This window comes from Kitasatospora sp. NPDC023120 (assembly GCF_055560835.1).
This window is the reverse complement of the sequence record NZ_JBVHHY010000079.1, coordinates 1-4,596: the sequence shown is the minus strand read 5'-3', so window position 1 is coordinate 4,596 and position 4,596 is coordinate 1. Positions and strand designations below refer to the sequence as shown.

The window sequence follows — 4,596 nt, the reverse complement described above, 5'->3', positions numbered from 1 at the left end:
TCACTGCCGGGCGGAGCACTCGAAGGGTGAAGAAGCCGCTGGCCACGGCCTCGGGCACTCAGCGGGGCTCAGGAGAACTCGCGGGATGTCGCACAGCAGGTCAAGTTCCTGCATGAGCAGGTCGAGGACTTCTGCGAATATGAGGTTCCCCCGAGGTGCGGAAGGTTGCCGGACATGGCCTGATTGGCCGTGAGAAGGGAGCCTCTGCCATGGCTGCACCGATGAAGTATCCGCCCGAGTTGCGGCAGCGAGCTGTTGCCGCGTACCGGGCTGCCGACCCGAAGCCCGTGATCCGTCAGATGGCCCGGGACCTGGGCGTGCACCACGAGGCCCTGCGCAACTGGATCCGCCAGGACGAGGCGGACCGGGGCGAGCGTGACGACCGGCTGACCACGGCCGAGAAGGAGGAGCTGGCCGCTCTGCGCAAGGAGAACGCCGAGCTCCGCCGGTCCTGCGAGATCCTCAAGGCCGCCTCGGCTTTTTTCGCCCAGGAGCTCGACCCGACCCGGCGACGGTACTGAAGCTCATCGACGAGCACCAGGACCGCTTCGGGGCCGAGCCCGTTATCCGGGAACTGCACATCCCCGCCTCCACCTACTACCGCTGGCGCCGCGAGGTTCACGAGCCGTGCGCGCGCAGACGCCACGACGCGGAGCTGACCGAACACATCCGCCGGATCCACGCGGACTCCGACGAAACCTACGGCTCACCGCGCGTCCACGCCGTCCTGCGGCGCGAGGGCACCCACGTCGGCCGCAAACGGGTCGAGCGCCTGATGCGCCAGGCCGGCCTGCAGGGCGTCAGCCCGCGCCGGCCCCGCGGCTTCACCCGCCGCGACCCCGCGGCCGACCTCGCCCCGGACCTGGTCCAGCGCGACTTCACCGCCAACGCTCCGAACCGGCTATGGGTCGCCGACATCTCGCTGATCCCCACCGGCGAGGGCCCGTGGTGGCTGGCCTCGATCCGCGACGCGTTCTCCCGCCGCATCGTGGGCTGGCACACCTCCGAGCGGGCGGACGCCGACCTCGTGCTCACCGCCCTGGAGTACGCCCTCCACGGCCGGCCCGTCGAGCCGGGAAAGCTGATCCATCACAGCGACCACGGGTGTCAGTACACGTCTATCAAGCTCACAACTCGCCTGCTGAAGGCGGGAATCGAGCCGAGCATGGGAAGCGTGGGCGATTCGTTCGACAACGCCCTGGCCGAGAACTTCTGGAGCGTGTTGAAGACCGAGTGTGTGCGTCGAACGACCTTCGCGACCTGCATCGAAGCCGACCTGGCGCTGTTCGCCTACATCGACGGCTTCTACAATACCCACCGCATCCAAAAGCGCCTCGGCTGGCTCAGCCCCGACGAGTACGAGGCGAAGTACTACGCCGACCAGGCGACGGCCGAACCAGTGGCCGTCGAACCGCCTGAACCCGTCCTGACCAGCTAATCAGCACCTCCCGCACAGCGGGGGAAGCTCAATACCCTCACCGTTACGCCAGTGCCAAGGCCCGCAAGAACTACGCCGGCACCAGCCCGATCACCCGCGCATCCGGCAAGAAGAAGTCGTAACCGCTCGGCACGTCCGCAACGACCGGCTCATCGACGCGCTGATCGCCCAAGCCTTCTCTGCACTGCGGGTCTCCCCTGGCGCCAGGGCCTACTACGAGAAGCAACGGGCCCGCGGCATCGAATTCAACGCCGCCCTACGCCAGCTCGCCAACCGGCTCGTCGGCATCCTGCACGGCTGCCTCAAGACCGGCACACCGTACGACGAGGCGACAGCTTGGTCCCAGCGGGCCCACGCACTCGCCGCTTGACGCTACAGCTGGGGCAACCGGTCATCGGGTGTGGGGACTTCCGCTCTTCCAGCCAGTAGGGGTACCGCCGGGCGTCCGGCTGATGTCTCCCCGCCGGGAGCTGATGGGGTGTCCGGTTCAGGGCACCCGGCAGGTCGGGGCTGTCCCATGGAGGCGGGGGTGCGGCCGAGGAGACTGCGGGCGGTGCGGGCGAGATGGGCTTGGTCGGCGAATCCGGCTGACGGGGCGGCCGCGGCCACCGTGGTGCCGGGCAGGGTGGCAACGGCGGTCCGCAGGCGTGCCCAGGTTCTCAACTGCACGAGCGGCACTCCCACTGACGTTCGGACCAGGGCACGCAGACGTGTCGCGGACAATCCGACGTCGGCCGCGATGGAGCCGATTACTGCGGGTGGGATGTCGCGGGTGCTTTCCCCGATCGCATGCGCCACGCGGGGATCGAGGGGCTGTGCGGGGCCGGTCAGGGCGGTGAGTTCGACCGCGGCCGCGGCGAGGTCGGCGTCCGGGCCCGGTTCCGCGTTTTGGTCGAGGGCGGCGAGGAGGCGGCGCACGGTGGCCCGGTCGAGGCGGATCAGGCCCACGTCGGGAGGCAGTTTCCAGGGGTCGAGGAACAGGGCGGTGTAGGAGGACGAGGCGCCAGCCGTGTGGACAAGCAGAGGGGGCACGATCACGCCGGCCGAGGTGACCGGACGCTCTCCTGGCAGCCGGGTCTCGACGAGTCCGCCGGGCGACAGGACGACTTTCCACACCGGGTGGCGGTGCACGCTGACGCTGAACGCGCCGGTCTCGGCGAACATCGCCCCGTTCGGATCCGAGGCGAACACCAGGCGGCGATCGTTTCGTTCAAGCGCCCACGTGCGGGCAGAGGTGATGCTCACGCCATGAACCGTATCGCGGCCGTTTCGTTGGGGATCTTCCTGTCGGGGGTGGGGGTGGCGCACTTCGTGCTGCCCGGCTACTTCCGCACCCTGGTCCCGCGATGGCTTGCCCGGCCCGCGCTCCTGGTCGCCGCCGCCGGTGCGACGGAGATCGCGGTGGGCGCGCTGGTGCTGACTCCGCGGTGGCGTGCGGCGGGCGGGTGGGCCGCTGCCGTGCTGATCACCGTCTACCTGGTCCCCCACGTCGACGCCCTGCGCTCTGCCCGTGCCGACCGAGCCCGGTTCCTGGAGCGGCCGGTAGGAGTAGCGGCCCGGCTGGTGGTCAACCTCTTCTACATCTGGTGGTCGATCGCGGTCGCCGAAGCGGCCGCCTGATGCGGTACCGACGCGGACGAAGGACGTCGACCGCCGCTCCTCGGCCGCCATGCCCGAGCGCAGGTCTTCGGTGAGGGTGTCACGAATCGCCGCCCCGTCCTGTCCCTTGAATGTTCCCTCTGCTCGACGCACGCAGATCCGAACCCTTGAAGGAGTAGCAGCTGTGATACAGCCCTGGTGGCCACTGGCCGGCCTCGCCGTCATCCATCTCGCGGACGCCGCGATGTGCCTCAAGCCGGTCGGCTTCATCCGTGACTGCCTGCGGGACGTCGGATTCCCCCGCCGGTTCTGGCCGCTCCTGCCGCTGATGAAGACCGCGACGGCCGCAGGACTGGTCGCGGGCATCTGGTCCACCCCGCTGGCGGTGCTGACCAGCGCCGCCGTCGTCTGCTACTTCCTCACCGCCGTGGGCATGCACATCCGAGCCCGCGATCTGGGACGCAACCTCTTCCTCAACGCCTCCGGCATGCTCGTGCTCAGTACGGCCACCTTCGTGTTCGCCCTGCAGACCGCCTGAGGCAAGCCGGCGTCGAGCGTGGGTCCGCGGGCGAGAACACAACACCGGCCTGCCGCCGTACGACGCGTACGGCGGTGCCTCGGCACGCCAGGGGCAGCGGCACCAGGTCCCTTCCGGAGTCCGAGCGGTAGTCGGCCGATGGCACTCAAGACCCGCTCCAAGTTCTCTTCGTCACACAACGATCTTGGACGCCCTCTCGGCATCCCCGGAGGGTGCGGCTCTCCCCGAGGGGCTGGTCTGACAGGGCGTGTCACGTCTTGAGGCGCTGTCTTGTCAAGGACACGAACGCCCAACCGTCGTTCTCGCGCAGAAGAAGGAGTTTCTCGTGTTTGCCGCCTACCTCGTGGTCACCCTCCTCACCTCGGCTGTCAACGGTTCGGCCGCCATCGCCAACTTCATCGGTCACGACTACCCCAAGAGTCAGGCGGACAAGCTGCGTGTGCCCCGGTCCTGGATGCGCCCGCTGGGCACACTGCTGGCGTTGGGGGCGCTGGGGCTGCTGGCCGGGTTCGCCGTGCCGGTCCTGGGCACGCTCGCTGCCATCGGTCTCGTGTTGTACTTCCTTGGTGCACTCTGGGCCCACCTGCGGGTTCGTGACCACCAGCTGGGTCCCTGGGCCGTGTTCTTCTGTCTGCCCGTGGCTGCTCTGGCCGTGAATCTGGCCTACTACGGCACCCGGTGACCGGTGCAGCTTGTCCCTCAGGAGGAGCCACTCCCGTCCCGGGACGTACTGTCAGCATTCGGAACTACTCGTCTAGCCTCAATACCGGTGATTTAGGTGGTTTTTCGCCGGGTCGGGCTGGTCTTGGTTGGCCCGACCAGAGAGATGGTGGGGACATCGGGTCGGGGTGGGTTGAGGTGCTCGGTGCGTTTGAGTGCCCAGTTGGACATCTTGCGTTTGATGACGCGCGGGTTGGAGCGCAACCGCCTTGGGGGCAGCAGCCGTTGGTGGATCTCACTCAGGGCTCGGGCGAGTGCTCTTGTGAGTCGAGAGGGGGGAAAGCGCCGCCTGGTCGGTGAC

At 68.5% G+C, this 4,596-nt stretch carries 6 protein-coding genes; 5 read left to right on the top strand and 1 reads right to left on the bottom strand.

The genetic code is table 11. From position 1 onward, the window contains the following. Positions 1-209: 209 nt before the first annotated feature. Both ACZ3TI_RS40605 and ACZ3TI_RS40600 read left to right on the top strand, forming a co-directional pair. On the top strand, positions 210-521 hold the full coding sequence (locus tag ACZ3TI_RS40605; RefSeq protein WP_360334868.1) for a transposase: 312 nt from the start codon (positions 210-212) through the stop codon (positions 519-521). Beyond that, the gene (locus ACZ3TI_RS40600) at positions 452-1,438 is read left to right on the top strand and encodes an IS3 family transposase (RefSeq protein WP_465735558.1); all 987 of its coding nucleotides are present in this window, start codon (positions 452-454) and stop codon (positions 1,436-1,438) included. Before ACZ3TI_RS40605 ends, ACZ3TI_RS40600 begins: the two co-directional genes overlap by 70 nt. A gap of 372 nt (positions 1,439-1,810) precedes the next feature. Here the strand turns inward: ACZ3TI_RS40600 and ACZ3TI_RS40595 are convergent, their stop codons facing one another. Then, positions 1,811-2,683 (bottom strand): helix-turn-helix domain-containing protein, encoded by an 873-nt coding sequence (locus ACZ3TI_RS40595; protein ID WP_465735555.1) that lies wholly within the window; start codon positions 2,681-2,683, stop codon positions 1,811-1,813. Between the two features lie 3 nt (positions 2,684-2,686). Between ACZ3TI_RS40595 and ACZ3TI_RS40590 the strand changes: the two genes are divergently transcribed. The 3 genes from ACZ3TI_RS40590 (at position 2,687) to ACZ3TI_RS40580 (ending at position 4,257) form a co-directional block, all read left to right on the top strand. Then, positions 2,687-3,058: a DoxX family protein gene (locus ACZ3TI_RS40590; protein WP_465735553.1), complete on the top strand. Its 372-nt coding sequence runs from the start codon at positions 2,687-2,689 to the stop codon at positions 3,056-3,058. Between the two features lie 163 nt (positions 3,059-3,221). Next, entirely contained in the window at positions 3,222-3,575 is a 354-nt protein-coding gene (locus ACZ3TI_RS40585; protein ID WP_237289596.1) for a DoxX family protein, read from the top strand. Between the two features lie 325 nt (positions 3,576-3,900). Further along, positions 3,901-4,257 (top strand): DoxX family protein, encoded by a 357-nt coding sequence (locus ACZ3TI_RS40580; RefSeq protein ID WP_465735550.1) that lies wholly within the window; start codon positions 3,901-3,903, stop codon positions 4,255-4,257. Positions 4,258-4,596 lie beyond the last annotated feature (339 nt).